26 protein-coding genes are annotated in these 25,318 nt (G+C 69.2%); 14 read left to right on the forward strand and 12 right to left on the reverse strand.

Annotation, left to right across the window (positions count from 1 at the left end):
* Positions 1 to 241 precede the first annotated feature (241 nt).
* From QPR87_RS09280 to ilvD, 5 genes are all read left to right on the forward strand, one after another.
* Complete coding sequence (locus QPR87_RS09280) at positions 242 to 418, forward strand: hypothetical protein (protein ID WP_164901615.1); 177 nt, start codon at positions 242 to 244, stop codon at positions 416 to 418.
* 126 nt (positions 419 to 544) lie between these two features.
* The gene (locus QPR87_RS09285; RefSeq protein WP_011749210.1) at positions 545 to 1,177 is read left to right on the forward strand and encodes a lysophospholipid acyltransferase family protein; all 633 of its coding nucleotides are present in this window, start codon (positions 545 to 547) and stop codon (positions 1,175 to 1,177) included.
* 3 nt (positions 1,178 to 1,180) lie between these two features.
* Entirely contained in the window at positions 1,181 to 2,119 is a 939-nt protein-coding gene (locus QPR87_RS09290; protein ID WP_011749209.1) for a phosphatidate cytidylyltransferase, read from the forward strand.
* Complete coding sequence (locus QPR87_RS09295) at positions 2,116 to 2,763, forward strand: CDP-alcohol phosphatidyltransferase family protein (RefSeq protein ID WP_285049307.1); 648 nt, start codon at positions 2,116 to 2,118, stop codon at positions 2,761 to 2,763. Before QPR87_RS09290 ends, QPR87_RS09295 begins: the two co-directional genes overlap by 4 nt.
* A 106-nt stretch (positions 2,764 to 2,869) precedes the next feature.
* The gene (gene ilvD, locus QPR87_RS09300) at positions 2,870 to 4,708 is read left to right on the forward strand and encodes a dihydroxy-acid dehydratase (protein WP_011749207.1); all 1,839 of its coding nucleotides are present in this window, start codon (positions 2,870 to 2,872) and stop codon (positions 4,706 to 4,708) included.
* Positions 4,709 to 4,866: 158 nt separating this feature from the next.
* Here ilvD and QPR87_RS09305 read toward each other — a convergent pair whose 3' ends face one another.
* From QPR87_RS09305 to QPR87_RS09320, 4 genes are all read right to left on the reverse strand, one after another.
* Positions 4,867 to 5,391 carry a gluconokinase gene (locus QPR87_RS09305; protein ID WP_285049310.1) on the reverse strand — a complete coding sequence of 175 codons (525 nt, stop codon included), beginning with the start codon at positions 5,389 to 5,391 and terminating at the stop codon, positions 4,867 to 4,869.
* Positions 5,379 to 6,755, reverse strand: a complete 1,377-nt coding sequence (locus QPR87_RS09310; RefSeq protein ID WP_011749205.1) for a GntP family permease — start codon at positions 6,753 to 6,755, stop codon at positions 5,379 to 5,381. The genes QPR87_RS09305 and QPR87_RS09310 overlap by 13 nt, the downstream gene beginning before the upstream one ends.
* A 129-nt stretch (positions 6,756 to 6,884) precedes the next feature.
* Positions 6,885 to 7,151, reverse strand: a complete 267-nt coding sequence (locus tag QPR87_RS09315; protein ID WP_285049313.1) for a hypothetical protein — start codon at positions 7,149 to 7,151, stop codon at positions 6,885 to 6,887.
* 64 nt (positions 7,152 to 7,215) lie between these two features.
* On the reverse strand, positions 7,216 to 7,989 hold the full coding sequence (locus tag QPR87_RS09320; RefSeq protein ID WP_011749203.1) for an FCD domain-containing protein: 774 nt from the start codon (positions 7,987 to 7,989) through the stop codon (positions 7,216 to 7,218).
* 214 nt (positions 7,990 to 8,203) lie between these two features.
* On the opposite strand from QPR87_RS09320, the gene dld reads away from it, so the two are divergent.
* From dld to QPR87_RS09355, 7 genes are all read left to right on the forward strand, one after another.
* Positions 8,204 to 9,913, forward strand: a complete 1,710-nt coding sequence (dld, locus tag QPR87_RS09325) for a D-lactate dehydrogenase (protein ID WP_285049314.1) — start codon at positions 8,204 to 8,206, stop codon at positions 9,911 to 9,913.
* Positions 9,914 to 9,990: 77 nt separating this feature from the next.
* Positions 9,991 to 11,757, forward strand: a complete 1,767-nt coding sequence (locus QPR87_RS09330) for an L-lactate permease (protein WP_285049316.1) — start codon at positions 9,991 to 9,993, stop codon at positions 11,755 to 11,757.
* Positions 11,758 to 11,766: 9 nt separating this feature from the next.
* Complete coding sequence (locus tag QPR87_RS09335) at positions 11,767 to 12,537, forward strand: (Fe-S)-binding protein (protein WP_285049318.1); 771 nt, start codon at positions 11,767 to 11,769, stop codon at positions 12,535 to 12,537.
* Positions 12,534 to 13,949, forward strand: coding sequence for a lactate utilization protein B (locus QPR87_RS09340; protein ID WP_011749199.1), 1,416 nt, complete (start codon positions 12,534 to 12,536; stop codon positions 13,947 to 13,949). The genes QPR87_RS09335 and QPR87_RS09340 overlap by 4 nt, the downstream gene beginning before the upstream one ends.
* Positions 13,946 to 14,602, forward strand: coding sequence for a LutC/YkgG family protein (locus QPR87_RS09345; protein WP_285049320.1), 657 nt, complete (start codon positions 13,946 to 13,948; stop codon positions 14,600 to 14,602). Before QPR87_RS09340 ends, QPR87_RS09345 begins: the two co-directional genes overlap by 4 nt.
* A gap of 49 nt (positions 14,603 to 14,651) precedes the next feature.
* Complete coding sequence (locus QPR87_RS09350) at positions 14,652 to 15,236, forward strand: 2'-5' RNA ligase family protein (RefSeq protein ID WP_285049321.1); 585 nt, start codon at positions 14,652 to 14,654, stop codon at positions 15,234 to 15,236.
* A 43-nt stretch (positions 15,237 to 15,279) separates the two neighbouring features.
* Entirely contained in the window at positions 15,280 to 15,945 is a 666-nt protein-coding gene (locus tag QPR87_RS09355) for a GntR family transcriptional regulator (protein WP_011749196.1), read from the forward strand.
* On the opposite strand, the gene QPR87_RS09360 is transcribed toward QPR87_RS09355, so the two are convergent.
* From QPR87_RS09360 to QPR87_RS09395, 8 genes are all read right to left on the reverse strand, one after another.
* A complete protein-coding gene (locus tag QPR87_RS09360) occupies positions 15,942 to 16,685 on the reverse strand; it encodes a methyltransferase domain-containing protein (RefSeq protein ID WP_285049322.1) in 744 nt (247 codons plus the stop codon). The genes QPR87_RS09355 and QPR87_RS09360 overlap by 4 nt on opposite strands.
* Positions 16,682 to 17,290: a DUF452 family protein gene (locus QPR87_RS09365; RefSeq protein WP_285049324.1), complete on the reverse strand. Its 609-nt coding sequence runs from the start codon at positions 17,288 to 17,290 to the stop codon at positions 16,682 to 16,684. The genes QPR87_RS09360 and QPR87_RS09365 overlap by 4 nt, the downstream gene beginning before the upstream one ends.
* Entirely contained in the window at positions 17,287 to 18,570 is a 1,284-nt protein-coding gene (gene bioA, locus QPR87_RS09370) for an adenosylmethionine--8-amino-7-oxononanoate transaminase (RefSeq protein WP_285049326.1), read from the reverse strand. Before bioA ends, QPR87_RS09365 begins: the two co-directional genes overlap by 4 nt.
* Positions 18,570 to 19,187, reverse strand: a complete 618-nt coding sequence (gene bioD, locus QPR87_RS09375; RefSeq protein WP_285049328.1) for a dethiobiotin synthase — start codon at positions 19,185 to 19,187, stop codon at positions 18,570 to 18,572. Before bioD ends, bioA begins: the two co-directional genes overlap by 1 nt.
* A complete protein-coding gene (locus tag QPR87_RS09380; protein ID WP_285049330.1) occupies positions 19,175 to 20,290 on the reverse strand; it encodes an aminotransferase class I/II-fold pyridoxal phosphate-dependent enzyme in 1,116 nt (371 codons plus the stop codon). Before QPR87_RS09380 ends, bioD begins: the two co-directional genes overlap by 13 nt.
* Positions 20,287 to 21,249 (reverse strand): biotin synthase BioB, encoded by a 963-nt coding sequence (bioB, locus tag QPR87_RS09385; RefSeq protein WP_011749190.1) that lies wholly within the window; start codon positions 21,247 to 21,249, stop codon positions 20,287 to 20,289. The genes QPR87_RS09380 and bioB overlap by 4 nt, the downstream gene beginning before the upstream one ends.
* A gap of 135 nt (positions 21,250 to 21,384) precedes the next feature.
* Entirely contained in the window at positions 21,385 to 21,642 is a 258-nt protein-coding gene (locus tag QPR87_RS09390) for a PepSY domain-containing protein (protein ID WP_158659285.1), read from the reverse strand.
* 92 nt (positions 21,643 to 21,734) lie between these two features.
* Entirely contained in the window at positions 21,735 to 22,409 is a 675-nt protein-coding gene (locus QPR87_RS09395) for a hypothetical protein (protein ID WP_011749188.1), read from the reverse strand.
* Between the two features lie 483 nt (positions 22,410 to 22,892).
* Between QPR87_RS09395 and QPR87_RS09400 the strand changes: the two genes are divergently transcribed.
* Both QPR87_RS09400 and QPR87_RS09405 read left to right on the forward strand, forming a co-directional pair.
* On the forward strand, positions 22,893 to 24,197 hold the full coding sequence (locus tag QPR87_RS09400; RefSeq protein WP_011749187.1) for an AAA family ATPase: 1,305 nt from the start codon (positions 22,893 to 22,895) through the stop codon (positions 24,195 to 24,197).
* Complete coding sequence (locus QPR87_RS09405; RefSeq protein WP_011749186.1) at positions 24,194 to 25,303, forward strand: ParB/RepB/Spo0J family partition protein; 1,110 nt, start codon at positions 24,194 to 24,196, stop codon at positions 25,301 to 25,303. The genes QPR87_RS09400 and QPR87_RS09405 overlap by 4 nt, the downstream gene beginning before the upstream one ends.
* The last annotated feature ends 15 nt before the right edge of the window (positions 25,304 to 25,318 follow it).

Genomic DNA, 25,318 nt, shown 5'->3' on the forward strand with positions numbered 1-25,318 from the left:
GGTCTATTCCCCCCTCTCCATGCTCGCCGCACTCGCCAGCGCCTGCGCCATCGGCCTCGCATTCGGATACCTCCCGGCCGTCAACGCCGCAAAACTCGACCCCGTCAAAGCACTCCAAAAAGGGTGAATGGGGGGGTGTTGCCCCGGGCACACAGTCGGAAAACCTGTCCAAAAGTCGGACTTCCCAGACTCGGGTCCTGCGCCCAGACTGCTGGTATGGAAGGAGGAAGGAGCAGGGACAATGAAAGGCAAAGTCATCCTTACCGGCCGCAAGGGGGCGCTCGTTTCGGGCGAATACGAGGTCAGCGGCGACACCATCCGCGTATCCTATGCCGGCCACGAGCGCTGCGTGCGCATCGACGGCGGCTCGGTGGACCATCTGGCGCAATCGCTGCTGCGCGATCTCTGGCTGGAATGAGGCGGCCCGCCGCGCGACAGGGGGTGCCGCGGCCCCGCAGGACGGAAAAAAGCGCGCGCCGCGCCCTTCCGTCCGGTTGCGGTTTCGTGTCAGAACCTGCAAGGACAGGTTGAGCGAAGGCACCCGATGACGGCGACGATTCCGGCAAGACTGACCCGCGCGGGACTGGTTGCGACGGCGCGCATCCTCATCAGCCTGCGCGCCATCGACCTGCCGCCGCCGGGCGCCGCACCGCGCATCCTGGTCGCGAACCATGTCAGCCATGCCGATTTCGTCGCGCTGTGGTCGGCGCTGCCCAAGCCGCACCGGCTGCGCACCCGCCCGGTCGCCGGCGCCGATTACTGGGAACGCTCGGCCATACGCCGCTGGATCGCCCATCAGGTGTTTCGCGCCGTGCTGATCGACCGCGACCCGGCCAGCCGCCGCGCCGATCCCGTCGAGACCGTTGCCCAGGTGCTGCGCGGCGGCGAGGACGTGATCTTCTTTCCCGAGGGCACGCGCAACCTGACCGACGCCCGGCTCCTGCCGCTGAAATCCGGCATCTACCACCTGGCCCGCGCCGTCCCCGAGGCCGAGATCGTGCCGGCCTGGATCCTGAACCTCGACCGCATCCTGCCCAAGGGCGCCTTCCTGCCGGTGCCGCTGAACTGCGCCGTCCGCTTCGGCAACCCCATCCGGGTCGAGACCGGCGAGAGCCGCGAGGATTTCCTGCAACGCCTCGCCGCCGCGATGCTGGCGCTCTCCGACACGAAGGCATAGGCCATGGACCGCTTTTACTCTCCCTCGGCCTTCGTGTTCTACGGGCTCTTCGCCTTCCTGGTCCTGGCCTCGCTGGTGGCGCGGTTCCTGATCCGCTCGGGGCGCGTCGGCGGCCCCACGGCGCAGAACCTCGCCGACCGCATCCGCGCCTGGTGGGTGATGATCGGCGTGCTGGCGCTGATCTTCACGCTGGGCGCCGGGGCGATCACGCTGTTCTTCGCGCTGTGTTCCATGGCGGCGCTGCGCGAATTCGCCACCATCACCCATACGCGGCGCGACGACCACGACGGGCTGGCCATCGCCTTCTACCTGATACTGCCGCTGCAATACCTGCTGGTCTATTTCGAGGTGCCGGTCTTTGCCGCGCTGCTGATCCCGGTCTACAGCTTCCTGCTGCTGCCGGTCGTGACCGTGTTCAAGGGCGAGGTGCAGGGCTTCCTGACCCGCGTCTCGGAAACGCAATGGGGGCTGATGGTCTGCGTCTATTGCGTCTCGCATATCCCGGCGATCCTGACGCTGGACATTCCCTTCTATCGCTACAGCGCCTTCACGCTGGTGGCCTGGCTGATCCTGGTGGTGCAGGCATCCGACGTGCTGCAATATGTCTGGGGCAAGAGCATCGGCCGCCACCTGCTGGCGCCGCGCGTCTCGCCCTCCAAGACGGTCGAGGGGCTGGCCGGCGGCATGCTCAGCGCCACGGCGCTGGGGATGGCGCTGACGCCGATCACGCCGTTCCTGTGGTGGGAGGCGGGGCTGATCGCCCTGACCGTCACCGGCTTCGGCACGCTCGGCGGGCTCATCATGTCGGCGATCAAGCGCGACCGCGGCGTCAAGGACTGGGGCACCCTGGTCCAGGGCCATGGCGGCATCCTGGACCGGCTGGACAGCCTGGTCTTCTCGGCGCCGGTATTCCTGCATATCCTGGCATGGGGGTGGATGTGACCGAGGATTTCAGCCGGCGCCCGATCGCCAGCCGCAACACGAAATGGGCGGCCCATGTCACCCGGCGCCTTGTCGCGCGCGGGATCGCGCCGAACCGCATCTCGGCCGGATCGGTCGTGGCTGCCGCGCTTTCGGGCGGGGCCCTGGCGCTGTCCGCGCAGACCGGCGCGCTCTGGGCCTCGGGGGTGCTGCTCGTCCTCGGCGCGCTGTTCTGCCAGCTGCGGCTGCTCTGCAACCTCTTCGACGGGCTCGTCGCGGTCGAGGGCGGCATGGGCAGCCCCGACGGCGCCTTCTGGAACGAGGTGCCGGACCGGCTTTCCGACCTGATGATCCTTGCCGGACTGGGCGTGGCGGCGGGCCTGCCCGGGCTGGGGCTGCTGGCCGGGGCGCTGGCGATCCTGACCGCATACCTGCGCGAATTCGGCCGCGCCTCGGGCCTCGGCTCGGATTTCTCGGGACCGGGGGCCAAGTCGCACCGCATGGCCGCCGTGACGCTGGGCGTGCTGGCACAGGCCGGCGCCTGGATCGCCGGCGCGGGCTGGCCGGTGCTGGTCTGGACGCTGTGGCTGGTGCTGGCGCTGACGGTGGCGACGATCGTCCGCCGCAGCCGGCGCATCCTGCGCGGGCTGGCCGGCGGGGCGTGAAATCGGGGGTAGTCGCCGCTGCCCAGCGTGATATGGGGTAACTTCGCCAATTCCTTCGTGATACTGGCCGCTCAGCACGGACAATCAGACGACAGAGAACCCAGCCATGCCCGCATATCGTTCCCGCACCACCACCCACGGCCGCAACATGGCGGGGGCCCGCGGCCTCTGGCGCGCGACCGGGGTGAAGAACAGCGATTTCGGCAAGCCGATCATCGCCATCGTGAACAGCTTCACGCAGTTCGTGCCGGGCCATGTGCACCTGAAGGACCTGGGCCAGATGGTCGCGCGCGAGGTCGAGGCGGCGGGCGGCATCGCCAAGGAATTCAACACCATCGCGGTCGACGACGGCATCGCCATGGGCCATGACGGCATGCTTTATTCGCTGCCTTCGCGCGAACTGATCGCCGACTCGGTGGAATACATGGTCAATGCGCATTGCGCCGATGCCATGGTCTGCATCTCGAACTGCGACAAGATCACGCCGGGCATGCTGATGGCGGCGATGCGGCTGAACATCCCGGCGATCTTCGTCTCGGGCGGGCCGATGGAGGCGGGCAAGGTCACGCTGGGCGACGGCCGCAAGGTCTCGCTCGACCTGGTGGACGCCATGGTCGCGGCGGCCGACGACAAGATCTCGGACGCCGACCTTGCCGCCATCGAAGAGGCCGCCTGCCCGACCTGCGGCTCGTGCTCGGGCATGTTCACCGCCAATTCCATGAACTGCCTCAGCGAAGCCCTTGGCCTGTCGCTGCCCGGCAACGGCTCGACCCTGGCCACGCATGCCTTCCGCAAGAACCTGTTCCTCGAGGCCGGGCGCCGCATCGTCGAGGTGACGCGCCGCCATTACGAACAGGACGACGCCTCGGTCCTGCCGCGCGCCATCGCCAGCAAGGCGGCGTTCCTGAACGCCATGTCGCTGGACATCGCCATGGGCGGCTCGACCAATACCGTGCTGCACCTCTTGGCCATCGCGCAGGAAGGCGGGGTCGATTTCACCATGGACGACATCGACGCGCTGTCGCGCAAGGTGCCGTGCCTGTGCAAGGTCGCGCCGAATACCGCCAACGTCCATATGGAGGACGTGCATCGCGCCGGCGGCATCATGGCGATCCTCGGGGAACTGGACCGCGCCGGGCTGATCGACCGCGATTGCCCGACCGTCCATGCGCCCACCATCGGCGCCGCCATCGACCAATGGGACATCGCCCGCAGCAACGACCCGCAGGCACGCGAGCTTTTCCTGGCCGCGCCGGGCGGCGTGCCGACGCAGGTGGCGTTCAGCCAGGCGACGCTCTGGCCCGACCTGGACCTGGACCGCGAGCACGGCGTGATCCGCTCGGCCAAGGCGCCGTTCTCCAAGGATGGCGGGCTTGCGGTGCTGAAAGGCAACGTCGCGCTGGACGGCTGCATCGTCAAGACCGCCGGCGTGGACGAATCGATCCTGGTCTTTTCCGGCCGCGCCAAGGTCTATGAAAGCCAGGACGCCGCCGTCTCCGGCATCCTGACCGGCAAGGTCGAGGCCGGCGACGTGGTCGTCATCCGCTACGAAGGCCCCAAGGGCGGGCCGGGCATGCAGGAAATGCTGTATCCGACCAGCTACCTGAAATCGAAGGGGCTGGGCAAGGCCTGCGCGCTGATCACCGACGGGCGTTTCTCGGGCGGCACCTCGGGCCTTTCCATCGGCCATGTCAGCCCCGAGGCGGCGGCCGGCGGCACCATCGGCCTGGTGCGCGACGGCGACCGGATCGAGATCGACATCCCCAACCGCTCGATCCGCCTGGCCGTGCCCGAGGACGAGCTGGCCGCCCGCCGCGCCGAACAGGACGCCAAGGGCTGGAAACCCGCCCAGCCGCGCCAGCGCCAGGTCTCGGCCGCGCTCAAGGTCTATGCGCAGTTCGCCGCATCGGCCGACAAGGGCGCGGTGCGCATCCTGCCGGAATAAGGCCCGCCGAAACGGCCCCGGCGCGACGGTCCATGCCGTCCGTCCGCCACATCGGCCGAAGTCGGCTCACCTGCCCGCGACACGTCCCGCGGCTTTGCCGCGGCCGGCATTTCGGGCAACGCCGCCCCCCGCTTCGCGGGCACGGCGCTCGCTTCGTTTCAGCCCCCAAGCCCCAGCAGGCGCAGGGCCTGGCGCAACTGATCCTCGACCGACAGGGCCATGTCGACCACGACGCCGTCCTCGTCAGGTGCCAGCGGCTCCAGCGTCGCCAGCTGCGAATCCAGCAGCTTGGCCGGGAAGAAATGCCCCGCGCGATGCGACAGCCGGCTTTCCAGCAACGCGCGCGAGCCATGCACATGCACGAAGCGCACCACCGGCGCCCCCTGGCGCAGGATGTCGCGATAGGCCCGCTTCAGCGACGAACAGCCCATGACCGAGGACTGGCCCCGCGCCTCGTTCCGCCCAATCTCGGCGGCCAGCGCCCGCAGCCAGGGCTCGCGGTCGCCGTCGTCCAGCGGAATGCCGTCGCGCATCTTGGCGACATTGGCCTCGGGGTGAAAGCTGTCGCCCTCGACGAAGGGCCAGCCCAGGTGCCGGGCCAGCGCCTCGCCCGTGGTGCTTTTCCCGGCGCCCGAGACGCCCATCACCACGATATGCTGCACCACGCCCTTCACAGCAGCCACCAGCCAAGCAGCGCAAAGCCGAAGGCGATGGTGCCCAGCAGCGTCTCCATCACCGTCCAGGTCTTCAGCGTGGTCTTTTCATCCATCTCCAGGAACCGCCCGACCAGCCAGAAGCCGGAATCGTTGAAATGGCTCAGCACCGTGGCGCCGCCGGCGATGGCCACCACCAGGAAGCAGCGGTCGAATTCGCTCAGGCCCGTGGTCGCCGCCACCGTGGGCGCGATCAGCCCGGCCGTGGTGGTCAGGGCCACCGTGGCCGAGCCCTGCGCCACCCGCAGCGCCATCGAGATGACAAAGGCCGCGACGATCAGCGGCATGCCGATGGCGTCCAGGCTGCCGGCCAGCGCCTCGCCGATGCCGCTGGCGCGCAGCACGCCGCCGAACATGCCGCCCGCGCCGGTGACCAGGATGATGGCACAGATCGGCGCCAGCGCGCCGTCCATGATCTTTTCGATCTCGGCCGCGTTGCGGCCCCGGCCCAGCAGCGCCATGGCGACCAGCACGGTGATGAGCAGCGCGATGGGCGTCTGCCCGATCAGCCGCAGGACCGTGACCCAGCCCGCACCGCCGTCGACCACGCCCATGGTCGCCAGCGTGCCCAGCCCGGTATTCAGGAAGATCAGCGCCAGCGGCAGCAGCAGCACCAGCATCACGGTGCCAAAGCTCGGCGGGTTGCGGTCATGGCTGCCGGCGTCGACCGCGCCCAGGATCTGCGGGATCGGCAGCACGAAGCGCCGCCCGGCCCACAGCCCGAACAGATAGCTGCCGAAGAACCAGGTCGGCAGCGCCACGGCCAGCCCGACCAGCACCAGAAGCCCGATATCCGCGCCCAGCAGATCGCCCGCCGCCACCGGCCCCGGATGCGGCGGCAACAGCGCATGCATGGCCGCAAAGGCCCCCGCCGCCGGCAGCGCGTAAAGCAGCACCGAGCCGCCAAAGCGGTAGGCCACGCTGAAGATGATCGGCAGCATCACCACCAGCCCGGCATCGAAGAAGATCGGAAAGCCGAACAGCAGCGAGGCCACGCCCAGCGCGAAAGGCGCGCGCTCGGCGCCGAACTGGCCGATCAGCCGGTCCGCCAGCACCTGCGCGCCGCCGGTGATCTCCAACAGCCGCCCGATCATGGCGCCAAAGCCCACCAGCAGCGCCACCGTGGCCAGCGTCGAGCCAAAGCCCTGCAACAGCGTCGGGATCACGTCGCCCATGGGAATGCCGGCGACGATCGCGGTCAGCAGGCTGACCAGCACCAGCGAGACAAAGGCATGCAGCCGGAACCGCATGATGAACACCAGCAGCACCAGCACCGCTGCGGCGGCGATAAGCAAAAGCACCGGCGTGCTGTGGACGGGCTCGACAGGATTCATGAAAACTCCTCCGGCGGAATGGACTTGGGTCAGCCTGTGATCTGGTTTCGCCGCCCCTCCTCCCCGGATTCGCGGCGGACTTGGATGTTAGCGTTAACAAATCCTCCGTGAAAGGTTAAGAGGGGTTGGCTAGCGCCCCTTCGCGGCGGCCATGCGGTCGTGCAGCAGGCGCATCTCGTCCGACAGCGCCAGCTCCAGCGCGGCCTCGGGACCCGAGACGACGCCGGGGTCCTCCTGGCCGTCCAGCATCACCTCGCGGTCCTCCAGCCATGCCAGCATCTCGGCCCGCATCTCAGCAGACGAAAGGTCCAGCAGCTTTTCAAGCATGCGGCGATGCGCGATCAGCCGGCCCTCCAGACCGTCGATCCGGGCGGCCAGCCTGTCCATCATGTCCATGCGCCATCTCCCTGCGGTTGCTGGGGAATCATGATGGCACAGATGCCGGAACCCGCAAAGCCGTTCAGTTCCGCGCGGTCAGGCTGCCGCCCTCGATCCGCCGCAACGAGATTTCCAGCCGTGCCTCGGCGGCGATGATCTCGGCGCGCACGCGCTTGGTATAGGTCATGTGGTCCTGGGCGGCGCGGGCCGCCGCCTCGGGGTCGCGGACCATGATCGCGTCATAGATGGCGCGGTGCTGGGCGCGCAGCACGTCGCGCACCTCGGGCCGGGCATACAGCTTTTCGCGGTTGTGGAACACGCCCTTGCGCAGCATGCCCGACAGCGCCCGCATGATCTGCAGCAGCACGACGTTGTGGCTGGCCTCGTAGACCGCGACATGCAGGTCGACATCCGCCTCGGCCTCGTCGCGGAAATCCGCCTCGTCATGGGCCAGGTCGATGCGCTCCATGCAGCGGGTCAGCGTCGCGCGGTCCACGTCGCTCGCCCGCGTCGCGGCCAGGCTCGCCGCCATGCCCTCCAGCGTGCCGCGCAGTTCCAGATAGTCGTCCACCACCTCCCCGCGCGAGGCCATCAGCTCGATCAGCGGATCGGTGATGCTGGTGGCCAGCGGCGCCACCCGCCGCCCGCCGCCCGGATCGGCGACGATCAGCCCCCTCTCCTCCAGCATGCGGATGCCCTGCCGCAAGGTCGGGCGCGAGACGTTCAGCCGCAGCGCCATCTCGCGCTCGGGCAGCAAGGGGTCGCCGGGGCGCAGCGAGCCTTCGAGAATCAGGTCCTCGATGTGCCGGGCGGTGGTTTCCGCGGCAGGGGCTCCCTTGTTCACTTCGCTGGGCATGCTCGACTCCTTGCGGGGCTGCCGGAAATTCAGGGGGTTAGGCGGCGGCACCCGGTCCCAAAGATTACCCGCAGTCCCGGATCGGGCGCAATGGATTTTCCACTTGACCTTAATGGTCAAATTATTTTACCAAGAAAGCGGGGAAGGTAAAGCGTTATGCTCGAACCGTGCCGCATGGCGCGGAGCCTGCCCCGCATGACGGGAGGGGAAAGCCATGACGCGACCCGGCCAGGCCGAGGCAGCCGCAGACCGCACCGCATTGCTGGACCGGCTGCGCCGGATCGTGGGACCGGCGCATGTGCTGACCGCCGACCGCGCCACCCGCCGCTATACCCGCGGCTTCCGCTATGGCGAGGGGCCGGTGGCCGCGGTGGTCCGCCCCGGCTCTCTGGTCCAGATGTGGCGGGTCCTGAACGCCGCCGTCGCCTCGGGGCGCGCGGTGATCCTGCAGGCCGCGAATACCGGGCTGACCGGCGGCTCGACCCCCTGGGGTCAGGATTACGACCGCGAGATCGTGCTGGTCTCGGTCATGCGCCTGCGCGGCATCCACCTCATCGGCGCGGGCGAACAGGTGCTCTGCCTGCCCGGCGCCACGCTCGACGCGCTGGAAAAGCGCCTGCGCCCCCTGGGACGAGAGCCGCATTCGGTCATCGGCTCGTCCTGCATCGGCGCCTCGGTCCTGGGCGGCATCTGCAACAATTCCGGCGGCGCGCTGATCCAGCGCGGCCCGGCCTATACCGAGATGAGCCTTTACGCCAAGGTGCGCGAGGACGGCTCGGTGGCGCTGGTCAACCATCTGGGCCTTGATCTGGGCAACGACCCCGAGGAAATCCTGGCCCGCGTCGAGGCGGGCGAATTGCCCGCCCCCGCGCCCACCGACGCCTGGGCCTCGGACCGCGAATATGCCGACCATGTCCGCGACATCGAGGCCGAGACCCCGGCCCGCTTCAACGCCGATCCGCGCCGGCTGCACGAATCCTCGGGCTGCGCCGGCAAGCTCGCGGTCTTTGCCGTGCGGCTGGACACGTTCCAGGCCGAAAAGGACACGGCGGTCTTCTATGTCGGCAGCAACGACCCGGACGAGTTGACCGAGATCCGCCGCCATATCCTGGCGCATTTCCAGAGCCTGCCCATCGCCGGCGAATACATCCACCGCGAAGCCTATGACATCGCGGCGAAATACGGCAAGGACACCTTCCTGTTCATCCGCCACGCCGGCACCGACCGCATGCCGGCATTCTTCGCCGCCAAGGCGCGCATGGACGCGCTGACCGAGCGGCTGGGGCTGGGCGCCACCCTCTCGGACCGGCTGGCGCAGGGCGTCGCGGCGCTGATGCCCCAGCACCTGCCCAGGCGCATGAACGATTTCCGCGACCGCTACGAACACCACCTGCTGCTGCGCATGGGCGGCGCCGGCATCGCCGAGGCGCGCGACTATCTCGGCGCCATCTTCCCCTCGGCCAGCGGCGCCATGTTCGAATGCACCCCCGACGAGGGCAAGGCCGCATTCCTGCACCGTTTCGCCGTGGCGGGCGCCGCCGTGCGCTATCGCGCCATCCACGCCCGCGAGGTGCAGGACATCGTGGCGCTGGACATCGCGCTGCGCCGCAACGACCGCGACTGGGTCGAGCGCCTGCCGCCGGAACTGGACGCAAAACTCGAGAAAAAGCTCTATTACGGCCATTTCTTCTGCCACGTCTTCCATCAGGACTACGTGGTGAAAAAGGGCCAGGACTGCCTGGCCGTCGAGCATGAGATGTGGCGCCTCTTGGACCGGCGCGGCGCCGAATACCCGGCCGAGCACAATGTCGGCCACCTTTACCACGCCAAGCCGGAACTGGCCGGCTTCTACCGGCAGCTGGACCCGACCAACAGCCTGAACCCCGGCATCGGCCAGACCTCGAAATGCGCGCATTGGCACTAGGCCGCGCCATCCAAGACGACCGCGCAGGACTGCGCACCCGCAACGGCGGAACCGCCCGCCCCATCTGAGGAGGAAAGATGGCTGGACTAATCACATTCATCCTGGCCCTGCTGCCCATCGCCACGGTCTTCGTGCTGCTGGTGGTGCTGGCGAAATCGGCCAAGTTCTCGATGCTGGTGGCCTATCTCGTCACCGCCGCCACCGCGCTGCTGATCTGGGGCACGGAACTGAACAAGGTCCTGGGCGCGACGGTGAACGGCGCCGTGACCGCGATCAGCCTGCTTTACATCGTGTTCGGCGCCATCCTGATGCTCTACACGCTGGAAGAAAGCGGCGGCATCCGCTCGATCCGGGCCGGCTTCACCTCAATCTCGCCCGACCGGCGGGTGCAGGCGATCATCATCGCCTGGCTCTTCGGCTCGCTGATCGAGGGCGCCTCGGGCTTCGGCACGCCGGCGGCCATCGCCGCGCCGCTGCTGGTCGCCATCGGCTTTCCCGCCATGGCCGCCGTCATGGTCACGCTGATCATCCAGAGCACGCCGGTTTCCTTCGGCGCGGTCGGCACGCCGATCCTGGTCGGCGTGCGCACCGGCCTTGCCGACCAGCAGATCGTCGAGGCGACCATCGCGCCGATGGCCTTCGGCGACTACCTGCTGGAGATCGCGGTCAAGGTCGCCACCATCCACGGGCTGATCGGCTTCCTGATCCCGCTGATCCTGGTCGGCATGCTCACCCGCTTCTTCGGCGCCAACCGCTCCTTTGCCGAAGGCTTCCGCATCTGGAAGTTCGCGCTGTTCGCGGGCCTCGCCTTCACCGTGCCCTATTACCTCATCGCCGCGACGCTGGGGCCGGAATTCCCCTCGCTGCTCGGCGGCATCGTCGGGCTGCTGATCGTGGTCCCGGCGGCGAAACGCGGCTTCCTGATCCCCAGGGAGACCTTCGACTTCCCGCCGCGCCGCGACTGGAACGACAACTGGGTCGGCAAGCTCGACAATCTCGAGGACCACAACGCCCACAAGCCGGTGATGCCGCTGGTCAAGGCATGGGCGCCCTATGTCTTCGTCGTGGCCCTGCTGGTCATCACCCGCTCGATCGCGCCGATCAAGGCATGGCTCACCTCGCCCGAGATGACGATCGCCTTCCGCGACCTGTTCGGCTCGGGCATCAACGCCTCGGTGCAGGTGCTGTTCCTGCCCGGCACGATCCTGATCCTGGCATCGCTCTTCACCTTCGTGCTGCACGGCATGTCGGGACGCGACTACGGCCGGGCGCTCAAGGCCTCGGGCGTGACCATGATCGCCGCCGCCCCCGCGCTGCTGCTCGCGGTGCCGATGGTCCAGGTGTTCCTGAACTCGGCCTCGGACAGCTATGCCAGCATGCCCATCGTTCTGGCACAGGGCGTCTCGTCGGTGGTGGGCGATGCCTGGCCGATGTTCGCGCCGCTGATCGGGGCCATGGGCGCCTTCGTCGCCGGCTCGAACACCGTCAGCAACATGATGTTCTCGCTCTTCCAGTTCTCGACCGCCGAACAGATCGGCCTGGGGGCTGCGGGCGCGGGCACCGTGGTGGCGCTGCAAGCCATCGGCGGGGCCGCCGGCAACATGATCTGCGTGCATAACGTCGTCGCCGCCTCGGCCACCGTCGGGCTGACCGACCGCGAGGGCGCGATCATCCGCCAGACCCTGATCCCGATGGCCTATTACGTCGTGCAGGGCGGGCTGATCGGCTTTGCGCTGCTGACCGGCAACCTGATGTGGTGGGTCGCCGCCGCGATCTGGGCGGCCGCGGTGCTGTTCTTCATGTCGCGCAACCGCGGTCCCCGTCCCGTCACCATCGCCAACTAGGGGAAAACCATGCCCGGAGAGCCAAAACCGACGGTCGGTCTGTTCGTGACCTGCCTTGTCGACGCCATCCGCCCGCAGATCGGCTTCGCAGCCCTCCAGCTTCTCGAAGAGGCGGGCTGCACGGTCGAGGTCCCGCAGGCCCAGACCTGCTGCGGCCAGCCGGCGCTGAACAGCGGCGACGACCGCGACGCGGCGCATCTGGCCCGCCAGACCATCGCGGCATTCGAGGGCTACGACCATGTCGTCCTGCCCTCGGGCTCCTGCGCGGCGACCATGGTGCATGGCTACCCGGACCTTCTGGCGGGCGACCCGGAATGGGCCGCCCGCGCCAGGGCCATGGCCGCGAAAACCCATGAGATCACCAGCTTCCTGGCCGATGTCATGGGCTACGCGCCCTCGGGGCGGAGGTGCGACGCCTCCGCCACCTATCACGACAGCTGCTCGGGGCTGCGCGAACTCGGCATCGCCGACCAGCCGCGCGCGCTTCTGGCCCATGTCGAGGGGCTGGAAATGCGCGGCCTGCCCGGCAACGATGCCTGCTGCGGCTTCGGCGGCACCTTCTGCGTGAAATATTCCGAGATCTCGAACGCCATCGTCACCGAAAAGGCCGAGGCAATCGAGGAGACCGGCGCCGACATCCTGCTGGCCGGCGATCTGGGCTGCCTGATGAACATGGCCGGCAAACTGCACCGCCGGGGCGCAAAGACCCGCTGCTTCCACACCGTCGAGGTGCTGGCCGGCCGCGCCACCGGCCCCGCCATCGGCGAGGATGCGCCATGAACGCGCCCTCCAAGGCCCCATTCAAGGCCCGCGCCAAGGCGGCCTTGGCCGATCCGGTGCTGAAAACCGCCATCGACCGCACCACCGGCAATGCCGAGCGCAAGCGCGCCGCCGCCGTCGCCGCTTTCCCGGAGTTCGAGGCCGCCCGCGCCCGCGGCAAGGCGATCAAGGACCACGTCGTCGCCCATCTCGACCATTACCTGGAGATGTTCGAGCGAAACGCCGCCGCCCGGGGCGCGCAGGTCCACTGGGCCGCCGACGACGCCGAGGCGCGCGCCATCGTCACCCGCATCTGCCTGGCCGCCGACGCCAGGCTCGTGACCCGCGCCAAATCCATGCTGGGCGAGGAAATCGGCCTGCCCCACGCCCTTGCCGATGCCGGCATCGAGCGGGTCGAGACCGACCTGGCCGAGCACATCATCCAGCTTGCGGGCGAGGCCCCCTCGCATATCATCTGGCCCGCCATGCACCGCACCCGCGAACAGGTGGCCGAGCTTTTCAAGACCGGCCACCACCCGCCCCCCGCCGCCGAGGATCCGGCGACCATGGTGCAAAGCGCCCGCACCCAGTTGCGGACCAAGTTCCTGTCGGCCGATATCGGCATCTCGGGCGCGAATTTCCTGGTCGCCGACACCGGCGCCACCTGCACCGTCACCAACGAGGGCAATGCCGAACTGACCACCACGCCGCCGCGCATCCACATCGTGACCGCGGGGATCGAAAAGCTGGTGCCCTCGACCGCGCACGCCTTCGCGCTGCTGCGCCTGCTGGTGCGTTCGGCCACCGGCGGCGAGATGACGCAATACACCACCTTCCACGCCGGCCCCAAACGCCCCGGCGATGCCGACGGGCCCGAGGAAATGCATATCGTGCTGGTCGACAACGGCCGCACGAAGATGCTGGCCGACGAGTTCCGCGAGATGCTGCGCTGCATCCGCTGCGGCGCCTGCATGAACCATTGCGTCGTCTATCGCCAGATCGGCGGCCATGCCTATGGCGGGACATATCCCGGCCCGATGGGCTCGGTCCTGACGCCGGTGCTGGACGGGCTGGCAGCGTCCCGCGACCTGCCCAATGCCTGCACCATGAATGGCCGCTGCGCCGAGGTCTGCCCGGTCGGCATCCCGCTGCCCACCCTCTTGCGCGCCTGGCGCCGCCGCAGCTGGCGCGAGGGGTTGGAGCCCGGATCGATCCGCACCGGCATCGGCCTCTGGGCGCAACTGGCCCGCCGCCCTCGGCTCTATCGCCTCGCCACCCGCATCGGCTTGCCGCTTCTGCGGCTGTTCGGCAGGGGCGGCTGGATCTCGCGCCTGCCGCTGGCCGGGGGATGGACCGACCATCGCGACCTGCCGCGCCCGGCGGCGCAAAGCTTCATGGACCAATACCGCGCCCAGCAGAAAGGCCGCAAATGACCGCCCGCGACCGCATCCTCTCGGCGATCCGCACGGCCCTCGGCCCCGGCAAGCCGCCCGCGCAGATCGCGGCCGAGGCCGCAGCCCTGCTCGACCCCGCGGGCATCGCCCGCCCGCACCTTGTCGCCCCGGTGCTGCCCGACGCCTTTGCGCTGAAGGCCACCGCGCTCGGCACCACCATCGACCGCGTGGCCAGCATGGCCGAGGTGCCGCAGGCCATGGCCCGCTATCTCGACGCCCACGGCCTGCCTGCCCGCTTTGCCATGCAGCCGGCGCCGGAGCTGGCGGCGCTCGACTGGCAGGGCCTCGCCCCGCACCAGGGCACCGCCCCGGACGAGCCCACCGCCCTCGGCCTCGCGCTTTTCGGCATCGCCGAAAGCGGCTCGCTGGTCATCCATTCGGGGCCGGACAATCCGATCCTCATGTCCTTCCTGCCGCTGCATCACGTCGCGGTGCTGCGCGAAAGCACGCTCCTGCCCTACCTTGAAGACTATGCCGCCCGCCTTTCCGCCCAGGCCGTGCCGCGCAACGCCATCCTGATCACCGGCCCCAGCGGCACCACCGACATCGAGGGCAGCTATGTCCGCGGCGCCCACGGCCCCGGCTTCCTGCACGTCATCCTGATCGCCGACGCCGGGACCGAGCCGGGCTGACCGCCGCCGCGATTTGCCCTAGCATTGCGGCACCCGATGGGAGGCCGCGATGACCGACGCCCCGCAACCGCAGGATATGCCCCAGGAACTGCCGCGCGAACATTTCCTGCTTTTCGTCGCCATCCCGCCGCCCGGGGTGGCAGCGCGGATCGAGGACGCCTGGCGCCTCGCGAACCGCCGCGACCGCTTTCGCCGCGCCACGCTGCACATGACCATCCTGCCGGTGATCCGCACCCCGCAACTCGCGCCCGGCATGGCCGAGGCGCTTGGCCGCCCGCTGGACGGGCTGGACTTTCCCGCCTTCGACCTGATGCTGGACCACCTGACCACCTTCGGCCCGCCGCGCCGCCGCGACCGGCCGCTGGTGCTGGTCGGCCGACAGGAAAGCCCCGCCCCCGACGCGCTGTGCCAGACGCTCTGGCAGCGCCTTGCCGGTGCGGGGCTGGCCGTCGCCCGCCACCGCGTCACGCCGCATGTGACGCTGGCCTATGGCAAGCCCCTGCCGCCCCAGGGCATCCCGGTTCCGCCCGTGCATTGGCGCGTGGACGAGCTGGTGCTGATCGACAGCCTGCAGGGCCTGGGCCGGCATGTGCCGCTGGCGCGCTGGCCGCTGCCTTCAAGGTCCGGGCCGTGAAGCCTTATCGACAATCCCCGCCGCCCGCCTTATCCATGCCGCCATGAGCGCAGGATCCGAAGAAACCCTGGCGGTCCGCATCAGCCGCGTGCTGGCCGACCGGATCGTATCGGGCGAGATCGGCCCGGGCGAACGCCTGCGCCAGGACCGCATCGCCGAGGAATTCGGCGCCAGCCACGTCCCGGTGCGCGAGGCCTTCCGCCGGCTGGAGGCCCAGGGCCTGGCGATCAGCGAACCGCGCCGCGGCGTGCGCGTCGCCGCCTTCGACCTGCCCGAGGTCAAGGAAGTGGCCGAGATGCGCGCCGCGCTCGAGGAACTCGCGCTGCGCCATGCCGCGCCGCATCTGACCCCGGCGATCCTCAATGCCGCGGAAGAGGCGACCAAGGCCGGCGACGCCTCGCGCGACGTCCGCTCGTGGGAGGCGGCGAACCGCCGTTTCCACAAGCTGATCCTGACCCCCTGCGCCATGCCGCGCCTGCTCGCCGCCATCGACGACCTGCATGCCGCCAGCGCGCGTTTCCTCTTCGCCGCATGGCAATCGAACTGGGAAACGCGGACCGACCACGACCACCGCGCCATCCTGGCCGCATTGCGCAAGGGCGACGTGGACACCGCCTGCGCCACGCTGGCGCGCCATGTGCGCTGGATCGGCCGCCGCCCGGCGCCCTCGACCAGCGGCAAGCCCGACGCCTTCGCCATCCACGGCTAGGCGCGCCGCTCCGCCACCAGCCAGCTTGCGACATAGGTCAGCGCGACGCCCCCCGCCCCGCCATGCCGCGCCTCGTAGCGCGCCATGAAATCGCGCAGCGCGCCCGGCGAACGGAACTGCCCCGCGCAACCGTTGACCCCGGTGGCGCGCAGATGGCGCAGCACCTCCAGCGCGCCGGGGAAATGCAGCCTGACGCGCCATTCCCCCGCGCCACGGACCCGCCAGCCCGCCGGCAGCAGCGCCGCCATCCCTGCCCCGGCCAGATAGGACGGCGCCGCCGCCCGGCTGCCCAGGGCCCGCAATTCGGGAAAATGCCCCGGCGCAAAGCCCGAGATCGCCAGCCAGCCCCCCGGCGCCACCGCCCGGCACAGCCGGCCCAGGACCCGCGCCGGATCGGCAACCCATTGGATCGTCGAGGCCGAGGCCGCCAGGTCCACCGCCTCGGGCAACGCCACCTCGGCCACGTCGCCCGGCAGGTATTCCGCCGCGACCCCCGGCAATTCCGGCGCCGCCAGGTCGTTCAGCCACAGCCGCCGGGGCCGCAACTCCAGCAGGTGCCGGGTCAGGTGGCCCGAGCCATAACCCGCCTCCAGCACCCTTGCCGGGCGATGCCCCGCCACCGCGCCGCGATAGGCTGCGAACAGCCGCGCCGCGATCTGCCGCTGCGCCAGCGCCGCGCCGTCATAGGTTTTCATGCCGCGCGCGAATGACCGCGCCACCCGCCCGGCCAGCGCGTTCATGCCAGCACCTCGTCCCAGTCGCGCCACAGCGCAAAGGGGTTGTGCCCGCAATCCAGCACCCGGGTCTCGACCGGCCATGCCTGCCAGGCGCGGATCAGGTTCTTCAGCGGAAAGATGCGGTCCGAGGCGCCCAGCACGATGCGGTCGAAATCCGGCGCCTGCACGCCGCCCCAGCCCATCACCGCCCGCAGTTCCTCGCCCAGCGCGGCAGGATCGGCGCCCGGCTCCGTGGGGCATTCCGCCCGCCGCGCGAATTGCCGCAGCGAGAGTTCGGACAGGTTCGCCGCCGTGGCCCGCACCGTCTCGCACGGTATCCCCAGTTCGTTGTCGCAGGGCGCCCACGAGCCGCAGACCGCCACCTTGCGGCGAAACCCGTCCAGCGCGGGCAGCCGGCAGGCCGCCGCCACGCCGAAGGACCAGGCGACCAGATCCGTCGCCGCGTAGCCCTGGGGCCAGTCCGGCGCGGACAGGTCGCGGTAATCCGACAGCACCAGCACGTCGGCCGGCCCGGCCAGATGCCGGAACGGCCCCGCCCCGACCGCCCAGCCGGTCAGCACCACGATCAACTCCGGCGCTCCTTCCCGGCGCAGCCATTCCGCCCTCATGGCCAGCCCGCGATCTCGAACATCGCGGCGCAGATGCGCGCGACCTCGTCCGGCGCGGCGACAAAGGGCGGCATGCAGTAAAGCAGCCGCCCGAACGGTCGCAGCCAGACCCCGCTGTCGCGGCAAAAGCCATGCACGCGGCCCATGTCCACCGGCGCCTGCGTCTCGATCACCCCGATGGCGCCCAGCACCCGCACGCCGCGCACGCCGGGCAGGCCGCGCGCCGGGGCAAGGCCCTGCGCCAACCCCGCCTCGATCCCCGCGACCTGCGCCTGCCATGCGCCTTCCGCCAGCAGGTCCAGGCTCGCGCAAGCCACCGCGCAGGCCAGCGGATTGCCCATGAAGGTCGGCCCGTGCATCAGCACCGGCGCCGGCCCGTCCGAGATCGCCTCGGCCACCCGGCTTGATGCGACGGTGGCGGCAAAGCTCATCATGCCCCCGGTCAGCGCCTTGCCCAGGCACAGGATATCCGGCACCACCCCTGCCCGCTCCATGGCGAACAGCGTGCCGGTTCGGCCGAATCCGGTGGCGATCTCGTCGAAAATCAGCAACACGCCATGCCGGTCGCACAGCGTGCGCAGCCCGGCCAGCCAGCGCGGGTGATAGAACCACATGCCCCCTGCGCCCTGCACCACCGGCTCGACGATGAAACCCGCGATTTCATGCGCTTTCCCGGCAAACAGCGCCTCGACCGCGCCCAACCCGTTCCGCGCCGGATCCTCGTCCCATTCCGCGCCGAAAGGAATGGGCGGGCGCGGCACGAAATGCTGGACCTGCAAGGCGGCGCCGAAATGGGCATGCATTCCGGTCTGCGGATCGCACAGGCTCATCGCCTTCCAGGTATCGCCGTAATAGCCGCCGCGGGCCGAGGCGAAAGCCACCCGCCCCGCCTGCCCCAGCCCAAGCTGCGCCTGCACCGCCATCTTCAGCGCCACCTCGACCGCGACCGAGCCGCTGTCGCTGTAAAAGATGCGGTCCAGCCCCGCAGGCAGCATCGCGACCAGCCGCCGCGCCAGCCCCACGGCCGGGGCGTGCGTCAGCCCGCCAAACATCACATGCGGCAGGCGGCCAAGCTGCGCCTGCATCGCCTCGACCAGCCGCGGATGGCGATGCCCATGCGCCGCCGCCCACCACGAGGACATGGCGTCGATCATCCGCACCCCGTCCGCCAGTTCCAGCCAGACCCCCTCGGCCGCCGCGACCTCATGCACCGGCCCCGGCTCGCGCATCGAGCTGTAGGGATGCCACAGATGCCGCCGGTCGAACGCCAGATCCCGCATCACGACACCTCGCGGATCGCCGCCACGTCGATGCCGGCAAAGGCATCGTCCAGCGCCTCGGCCGTCACCCGCTCCAGCACCGGCAGCCGGCCCAGGTCGCGCACCGCGCCGATCTCGCAGATCACCCGCCGGCTGTCCGCCATCTCCTCGCCGATGAAGGCCACGCCCGCCACCCGGCAACCGGCCGCCCGCAGCGCCGTCAGCGACAGCAGCGAATGGTTGATCGTGCCCAGCGCGGTGCGGCAGCACAGCACCACCGGCGCCCCCCAGCCCGCGATCACCTGCAGATAGAGCAGGTGCCGGGTCAGCGGCACCATCAGCCCGCCCGCGCCCTCGACCACCAGCGGGGCCACCGGGGGCAAGGCCAGCCGCGCCGGATCGATCGCCACCCCCTCGCGCTCGGCCGCCAGATGCGGCGAGGCGGGCAGGCCCAGCCGATACGCTTCGGCCAGCACCGGCCGGCCCGAAAGCCGCGCCACGACCTCGCTGTCGGTCTCCTCCTCCAGCCCCGCCTGCACCGGCTTCCAATAGGTCGCGCCAAGCGCGCGGGCCAGCCCGGCGCTGAACACGGTCTTGCCGATGCCCGTATCGGTGCCCACGACGATCACCGCACCCATGCTGCCTCCAGCGCGGCAAACAGCGCCGCGATCTCGCCCGCCCCGACATTGCCGGTGACCGAGACCCGCAGCCGCGCCGTCCCCTTCGGCACCGTCGGCGGCCGGATGGCGCGGATGTCGAAACCCTGCGCCTGCAAGGCTCCGGCCATCTCCAGCGCCCGGAAATCCTCGCCGACGATCACCGGCACGATCTGGCTCTGCGCCACTATGCCGCAACGCCGCGCCGCCTCTGCCGCCTGCGCCATGCGCGCCCGCGCGCCCTCGACCAGCGCCGGCACCTCCTCCAGCGCCCGCAAGGCGCCGCGCAGCACCGCCGCCGACAGGGGCGACGGCGCCGTGGCATAGATGAACGGCCGCGCCTTGTTCACCAGCGTCTCGACCAGCACCCGGTCGGCGCAGACCAGCGCGCCCGAGGCGCCCAGCCCCTTGCCCCCGGTATGCAGGCTCACCAGCGGGCAGGCCAGCCGATGCGCCAGCCCCCTGCCCTGCGGGCCGAAAACGCCGGTCGCATGCGCCTCGTCCACCACCAGAACCCCGTCCTCGCGCGCGGCCAGCGCCGCCAGCGCCTCCAGCGGCGCGCGGTCGCCCTCCATGGAATAGACGCTCTCGACCGCGATCCAGATCCGGCCGCGCCCGCCCGAGTCGCGCCATTCCGCGATCACCCGCGCCGCGTCGCCGGCATCGTTATGGGCAAAGCCGCGGCATTCGGCCCGGCCCAGCCGCATCCCCTCATGCGCGCTGGCATGGACCAGCGCATCGTGGACCACCAGGTCGCCCTGCATCGGCAGCGCCGAAAAGATCGCCTGGTTGGCCTGGAACCCGCCGCCCATGTAAAGCGCCGCCTCGGCGCCGAAGAACGCCGCCGCCTCGGCCTCCAGCGCCTGATGCTCGGGATGGTTGCCGCGCAACAGCCGCGACCCCCCCGCCCCCACCGGCACGCCGCGCGCCAGCGCCTCCCGCGCCGCCCGGGCCAGCAATTCCGACCCCGCCAGCCCCAGATAGTCGTTCGAGGCGAAATCGGCACCCGCCGCCGGCGCCACCCGGCGCAGCCGTCCGCGCCGCGCCAGCGCCTCCAGCGCCGCCCCGTGCCGCGAAAAGCTCATGCCGCGCAGCCCTCCTGCGACGCCTCCGGCACCTCGGCCCGCAGCCCCAGCTTGGCGAACAGCAGCGCGTCCTTGTCCTCGTCCGGGTTCCCGGCGGTCAGCAGCGTGTCGCCGACAAAGATCGAATTGGCCCCGGCAAAAAAGCACATGGCCTGCATCTCGTCGCTCATCTCGGACCGCCCGGCCGACAACCGCACATAGGATGCCGGCATCAGGATGCGCGCCGTGGCGATGGTGCGCACCATCTCGATCGCGTCCAGCCTGGGCACATCGGCCAGCGGCGTGCCCGCCATCGGCATCAGCATGTTGATCGGCACCGATTGCGGCGGCACCTCCAGCCCGGCCAGCGTCTCCAGCATCGAGATGCGGTCCTCGGCCGTCTCGCCCATGCCGACGATGCCGCCGGCGCAGACATTGATGCCCGCCGCCTGCACCCGCTCCAGCGTCTCGATCCGGTCCTGGAAGGTCCGGGTGGTGATGATCTCGGAATAATAGCGCTCCGAGGTGTCGATATTGTGGTTGTAGTAATCCAGCCCCGCGTCCTTCAGCCGCAGCGCCTGGTCCGCGTCCAGCATGCCCAGCGTCATGCAGGTCTCCATCCCCATCGCCTTGACGCCGCGGATCATCGCCAGCACCGCCGGCATGTCGCGCTCCTTGGGCGAGCGCCAGGCGGCGCCCATGCAATAGCGCGTCGCCCCCGCCTCCTTGGCGCGCCTGGCCTCGGCCAGCACGCGCTGCACCTCCATCAGTTTCGAGGCCGACAGTTCCGAGCCGTTGCGCGCCGATTGCGAGCAATAGGCGCAATCCTCGGGGCAGCCGCCGGTCTTGATCGACAAGAGCTTCGAGCATTGCACGACATTCGGGTCGAAATGCGCCCGATGCACGGTCTGGGCCTGGAACAGCAGGTCCATCAGCGGCTGGTGATAGATCTCGGCGGCGCTGCGCGATTGCTGGGGCATGGATACCTCCCTGAGCCTCATGTGGAAGTATCTATAAAACGGCCAGCGCCGCTTTGTTAATCCGTATATATTATCTATTATTTCAGAAACGATCACGGGCTTGCGGCGCGCCTCTGCTGGGGCGCGCCGCCTGGCTCAATCATCCCGGCCGATTTCCTGAAAGCTGGCCGGATCGAACAGGACTTCGACCGACAGGCCGGTCTGGTCCTCTCCGCGAACCTCGTAGCAGCCTTCCTCCAGTTCGATCTTGCCGACGGTCCAGCCCTTGGCCGTCAGTTCGGCGCGCAACTCGTTGGCCGGACGGCGCTGATCCTGCGGCACGGTGCAGCGGTCATGGGCGACGGCCGGGCTCGCCAGGGCCGGAATGGCCAGCATCAAAGTGACAAGACGCATGATTTCATCTCCTGCATTTGCGTTCTGCAAGACCGGCATATCAGGGTCTGGCTTACAGCCCGCTTACAGCGCAAGGCGATCCGCGTCCCGGTTCAGGGACCGATGAGTCGCACCTTGCCGACGCGCCCGTCGCAGCGTTGCACGGCGATGCGCAGCCGTTCCAGCAGGTGCGTCTGCACATAGGCGGCGTGAAAGCGGCTGGGTGCGAACAGGGTCAGGCAAGTCTCATCGCGCTCGGCCTCGATCAGCCCGGCGAACCAGGCGTCGAACAGCGCCGGGTCTTCCTCGGCCAGCCGGGTCCGCGCCTCGGCCCACAGCCCCTCTGCCGGCATCGGCTCGGGACGGTGCAGCGGCACGACATTGCTCGTCGGCTCGGCCCGCTTGCCGCCGACGCGCTCGACGAAGTCCGGGCCGATATTCGGCCATTCCGCCTTTGTATCCAATAGGATACGATCAAGGTTCAGGCCCAGGACCGACACCCGGCCACGCGCGCCCTGCTGCTTGATCTCGATCCAGCCAAGCGCGCGCAGCTTGGCCATCTCGCGCTTGACGGTGCGCTCGTCCACGCACCACAATCGGGCGATCTCGCGCTGGCCGATGGTCAGTTCGTCGCGCTGCCAGTTATAGCGGGTGGTGATCAGCGCCATCAGCCGCAGCACCAGGCGCTGGCGATGCTTGTCGCCTGCCAGCCCATGCGCCATCATGGCCGAGAGCAAATCGTATTTCTTCGCCGCGGCCTCTCGGCCGACGGCACGAATCACCTGCATGTCTGCTCCTGCGCCCGGACTTGTCCGGCTGCCCTCATCTGCCCGATGGGCCCTGCCGATAAGGCAAAGACCCGGATGGCGGCGTCGGTCTCATGCCGTTTGAAACGCTTTTCGCCATCTGTTTCGTATTTGCGTCCTGAATTCCGATTCTGTCAAGCGATTCCCCGCCGGCCCGGATTTCCCGACCAAATCATCAAAGAAAATCGGTATCAAATGGTATAGGGGGACATTCAGGGCGTCACCCATTCGCGCCATTTTGTCCCCCATTCCGGCACGCAACGCGATCCGGCGTCCCCCATTTCCGGCATCTGCGTTCCGGCTGGGGCGCCCGGGGATTCGCTTGCCGATTCGCCGGGCGGTGCCGGGAAATACCTGAATTTCCATATCTTGGCCGTTCCATTAAAACGCCTTTTGCCAAATGTGCAAATCCGGCGTAAAAGCGGAACGGAAGAAAATCTGCGTCCTAAAAAATACAGGCATCCTATGTATACGCACGAAGACCTCGCGAAGTTGCAGGCGCAATCCCTGAAGATGCAGGGCTGGATCCGGCGCCAGACCTTCAGCCCGGCCAACGAGAAGACGCTGCGCCGCTTTTCCAGCTGGGAGGTGTCCGAGCTGATCTTTCGCATCAACCAGTCCACCTTCCGCGGCAAGCTCGCCGCCGAGCCGAACCTTCCCCCCGGGGAAGTCGAGGAGGACGGCCGCCAGCGCTGGTTCTCGCTCGACGAGATCAACGAGCTGCGTCGCCGCATCCGCATCAACCGCAAGACGCTGATGCCCTGGCGGCCGGAGGGCAAGCGCGCCTTCCGCGCCGCCATCGCCAATTTCAAGGGCGGTGCCGGCAAGTCGACCGTGGCACTGCATTTCGCCCATGCCGCGGCGCTGGACGGCTACCGGGTGCTGGTCGTCGACTTCGACCCGCAGGCGACGCTGAGCCATTCCATGGGCCTGACCGATGTCGGCGAGGACCACACCGTCTGGGGCATCATGGCCCGCGACCTGGAGCGCGAGACCGACCGCATGAACGCCGCCGCCCGCGGCGCGGAGAGCGGCACCGCCCTGCCCCAGCGCAAGCTGCCGGCCTCGATCCGCGACATGGGGCTGGGCATGCTGCGCCCGGCGGATTTCATCAAGCCGACCGCCTGGCCGACCATCGACATCATCCCGAGCTGCGCCAACGCCGCCTTCGTCGAGTTCGCCAGCGCCCAATACCGGCACCTGAACCCGGAATGGACCTTCTTCGGCGCGGTGTCGCGCTTTCTCGACAGCCTGGCGGACGATGCCTACGACCTGATCCTGTTCGATTGCCCGCCGGCCATCGGCTACCAGTCGATGAACGCGGTCTTTGCCGCAGACATGCTCTATATTCCCTCGGGCCCCGGTTATTGGGAATACGACTCGACCACCAGCTTCATCGGCCAGCTTTCCGAGGCGCTGGAGGATCTGTCGCATGGCTTCGAAAACTTCCCCACGGGGAAGATCAAGCTGCCCAAGGCCTTCGCCGACATCCGCTTCCTGATGACGCGCTACGAGCCGTCGAACGAGCTGCACCAGGCGATGTATGGCGCCTTCCAGCAGGTCTTCGGCCAGCACATGGCGCAGCATCCGATCGAGCTGACCCGTGCGGTCGAGCAATCGGGCCGCTTCCTCAGCTCGATCTACGAGATCGACTATCGCGAGATGACGCGCGGCACCTGGCGCCGGGCACGGGCGACCTTCGACCAGGCCTATGAGGAGTTCAAATCCCATGTCGTCGCGGCCTGGGACAAGCTGGAGGATGAGGCATGAGCCGCAAACGCCGCATGTTCGAGATCGATATGCCGGACGAGGCCGCCGGGGCTGCGCCGGAAACCTTCCCCGCGGGGAAGGAGGAAAAGGAGCATCGCCGCGGCCCGATGGCGACCGCCATCACCGAGACCGCGGAATCCACCCGCGACCGCGCCCGGCTGGAGGCGCAGATCCGTGCCGAGAACGACGCGCTGGCGCAGGAACATGTGCGGCTGAAGCGCGCCGGCCTGATCACCGACCTGATCCCGCTGGACGCCATCGATGCGCAGAAGCTGATCCGCGACCGCGCGCCGGGGCCGGATTACGAACTGACCGAACTGGTCGAGTCGATCCGCGACATCGGGCTGTCGAACCCGATCCGGGTCGAGCCGGCCGAGGATGGCCGCTATGAGCTGATCCAGGGCTGGCGCCGGCTTTCCGCCTATCGCCAGCTGCTGGAGGAGACGGGCGACGCCGAGAAATGGGGCCGCATCCCGGCCGGCATCGCGGCGCGCGGCGACGAGCTGGAGCGGCTTTACCGGCGCATGGTCGACGAGAACATGGTGCGCAAGGACATCTCTTTCGCCGAGATGGCGCAACTGGCGCTGCATTACGCCATGGACCCGGCGACCGAGGAAAACGACCCCGAAAAGGCGGTGGCGATCCTGTTCAAATCGGCCGGCTACCAGAAGCGCAGCTATATCCGCAGCTTCATCCGGCTGATCGAAGCCCTGGGCGATGCGTTGCTTTATGCGCCCGACATCCCGCGTGCGCTGGGGCTGGCGTTGGCGCAACGGCTGGACGAGGTGCCGGGCGCGGCGGCGGCGATCCGGGCCGAACTGAAGGACTGGGACTCGCGTTCGGTCAAGGACGAGCTGGACGTGCTGCGCCGCTATGCGGGGCAGGGGAGCGACACGGAATCCACCGCTGCCGCGCCGCGCAGCACCACGCCGGCCGTGCCTGCGGGCAAGGCGCGCATCAGCTTCCAGATCCAGCGGCCGCAGGGCAGCGCCAAATGCACCGCCTCGAACGGGCGGCTGGAGATCCGGTTGCCGCGCGACTTCTCGGCGGTGGACCGGCGCAAGCTGGAAGCGGCGGTACGGGTGATGCTGGAGAGCCTCGATTGACCTTCCCCGCGGGGA

The sequence above is a fragment of the Paracoccus sp. SSJ genome, from assembly GCF_030234105.1.
In the GTDB taxonomy this organism is placed as follows: domain Bacteria; phylum Pseudomonadota; class Alphaproteobacteria; order Rhodobacterales; family Rhodobacteraceae; genus Paracoccus; species Paracoccus denitrificans.

Excerpts from the sequence above, each read along its gene's own strand:
- QPR87_RS09280 (WP_164901615.1), top strand. The coding sequence starts at position 242 with ATGAAAGGCAAAGTCATCCTTACCGGCCGCAAGGGGGCGCTCGTTTCG.
- QPR87_RS09285 (WP_011749210.1), top strand. The coding sequence starts at position 545 with ATGACGGCGACGATTCCGGCAAGACTGACCCGCGCGGGACTGGTTGCG.
- QPR87_RS09290 (WP_011749209.1), top strand. The coding sequence starts at position 1,181 with ATGGACCGCTTTTACTCTCCCTCGGCCTTCGTGTTCTACGGGCTCTTC.
- ilvD (WP_011749207.1), top strand. The coding sequence starts at position 2,870 with ATGCCCGCATATCGTTCCCGCACCACCACCCACGGCCGCAACATGGCG.
- QPR87_RS09310 (WP_011749205.1), bottom strand. The coding sequence starts at position 6,755 with ATGAATCCTGTCGAGCCCGTCCACAGCACGCCGGTGCTTTTGCTTATC.
- QPR87_RS09315 (WP_285049313.1), bottom strand. The coding sequence starts at position 7,151 with ATGGACATGATGGACAGGCTGGCCGCCCGGATCGACGGTCTGGAGGGC.
- QPR87_RS09320 (WP_011749203.1), bottom strand. The coding sequence starts at position 7,989 with ATGCCCAGCGAAGTGAACAAGGGAGCCCCTGCCGCGGAAACCACCGCC.
- dld (WP_285049314.1), top strand. The coding sequence starts at position 8,204 with ATGACGCGACCCGGCCAGGCCGAGGCAGCCGCAGACCGCACCGCATTG.
- QPR87_RS09330 (WP_285049316.1), top strand. The coding sequence starts at position 9,991 with ATGGCTGGACTAATCACATTCATCCTGGCCCTGCTGCCCATCGCCACG.
- QPR87_RS09335 (WP_285049318.1), top strand. The coding sequence starts at position 11,767 with ATGCCCGGAGAGCCAAAACCGACGGTCGGTCTGTTCGTGACCTGCCTT.
- QPR87_RS09340 (WP_011749199.1), top strand. The coding sequence starts at position 12,534 with ATGAACGCGCCCTCCAAGGCCCCATTCAAGGCCCGCGCCAAGGCGGCC.
- QPR87_RS09345 (WP_285049320.1), top strand. The coding sequence starts at position 13,946 with ATGACCGCCCGCGACCGCATCCTCTCGGCGATCCGCACGGCCCTCGGC.
- QPR87_RS09350 (WP_285049321.1), top strand. The coding sequence starts at position 14,652 with ATGACCGACGCCCCGCAACCGCAGGATATGCCCCAGGAACTGCCGCGC.
- QPR87_RS09355 (WP_011749196.1), top strand. The coding sequence starts at position 15,280 with ATGAGCGCAGGATCCGAAGAAACCCTGGCGGTCCGCATCAGCCGCGTG.
- QPR87_RS09360 (WP_285049322.1), bottom strand. The coding sequence starts at position 16,685 with ATGAACGCGCTGGCCGGGCGGGTGGCGCGGTCATTCGCGCGCGGCATG.
- QPR87_RS09365 (WP_285049324.1), bottom strand. The coding sequence starts at position 17,290 with ATGAGGGCGGAATGGCTGCGCCGGGAAGGAGCGCCGGAGTTGATCGTG.
- bioA (WP_285049326.1), bottom strand. The coding sequence starts at position 18,570 with ATGCGGGATCTGGCGTTCGACCGGCGGCATCTGTGGCATCCCTACAGC.
- bioD (WP_285049328.1), bottom strand. The coding sequence starts at position 19,187 with ATGGGTGCGGTGATCGTCGTGGGCACCGATACGGGCATCGGCAAGACC.
- QPR87_RS09380 (WP_285049330.1), bottom strand. The coding sequence starts at position 20,290 with ATGAGCTTTTCGCGGCACGGGGCGGCGCTGGAGGCGCTGGCGCGGCGC.
- bioB (WP_011749190.1), bottom strand. The coding sequence starts at position 21,249 with ATGCCCCAGCAATCGCGCAGCGCCGCCGAGATCTATCACCAGCCGCTG.
- QPR87_RS09390 (WP_158659285.1), bottom strand. The coding sequence starts at position 21,642 with ATGCGTCTTGTCACTTTGATGCTGGCCATTCCGGCCCTGGCGAGCCCG.
- QPR87_RS09395 (WP_011749188.1), bottom strand. The coding sequence starts at position 22,409 with ATGCAGGTGATTCGTGCCGTCGGCCGAGAGGCCGCGGCGAAGAAATAC.
- QPR87_RS09400 (WP_011749187.1), top strand. The coding sequence starts at position 22,893 with ATGTATACGCACGAAGACCTCGCGAAGTTGCAGGCGCAATCCCTGAAG.
- QPR87_RS09405 (WP_011749186.1), top strand. The coding sequence starts at position 24,194 with ATGAGCCGCAAACGCCGCATGTTCGAGATCGATATGCCGGACGAGGCC.